We start from the raw sequence: 878 nt of genomic DNA, 5'->3' as shown, positions 1-878 counted from the left end.
CAATAAAAGACTATTACTTTTTTGGCATAACATGTATGTTTATTTATGCGGTCGCGACGCGAATCTGTTTCTTATAGAAATGTGTGAACTTTATGGGAGTATGAAGGGAGAGAAAGATATTCAGAAATTTTCAAAAATCAAATACATTAGCCCATACTATGAAGTAAATAAAGCTTCCTTGTTGAAATCTAAGGAGGATATGGCAACTGTGCCTTCCTATGAGAATTTCCGTGATATCTCCTTTTTTTCGGTCATGATGAATCCATACCATTTGGTACAGTTGGAGATATTGCTCAGAATGTAATGACGTATTCGAATATTTTTATTTATGGGGGTTGGGTATGGAAATTATGATACGAGAAGTTGTAGCAAATGATTATACTGAAGTTGTTTTTTTATGGAACGATGTACTTGGAATTCGCAATGTTAATGAAGAAAATTTTCGTGTTACTATGGAAAAAATGAATAAGGAAGGGAATTACAAAACACTTGTTGCATTATTTTCAAATGATGTGGTTGGTTTTGTAACTATAGTTCAGGCATTATCAGTAGGGGCTCCGATTGGTTATCTACATATTCAAGCTCTTGCTGTTAAAAGGGAATATCAGCATAGTGGGGTAGGAACAAAACTATTAAGACATACAGAAAATTATGCTAAGGAAATTGGAATATCAAGTATTATTTTATGTAGCGGATTTAAACGAACCGACGCCCATGCTTTTTATGAGCATAATGGCTATGACAAAGATTCGTACTGCTTTGATAAGATTATCAATCTCGCCTAATTTGGTCTGTTACCTATACGGGGTACCCAACTCAGTAGTAAAGCGGAGAGATATAATAAATGATCTCGCCAATATTGACAATGTAAATTATTA

At 34.1% G+C, this 878-nt stretch carries 2 protein-coding genes; both read left to right on the top strand.

The features are described from left to right. On the top strand, positions 1 to 304 hold a 304-nt coding region (locus A3842_RS32940), incomplete at its 5' end, for a hypothetical protein (protein WP_218618678.1). Between the two features lie 37 nt (positions 305 to 341). Then, on the top strand, positions 342 to 785 hold the full coding sequence (locus A3842_RS12020) for a GNAT family N-acetyltransferase (protein ID WP_074101574.1): 444 nt from the start codon (positions 342 to 344) through the stop codon (positions 783 to 785). Positions 786 to 878 lie beyond the last annotated feature (93 nt).

The sequence above is a fragment of the Paenibacillus sp. P3E genome (assembly GCF_001909045.1).
Classification (GTDB): Bacteria; Bacillota; Bacilli; order Paenibacillales; family Paenibacillaceae; genus Paenibacillus_AQ; species Paenibacillus_AQ helianthi.
Note: the sequence above shows the minus strand (reverse complement) of the source record. Positions and strands in the feature narration are given on the sequence as shown.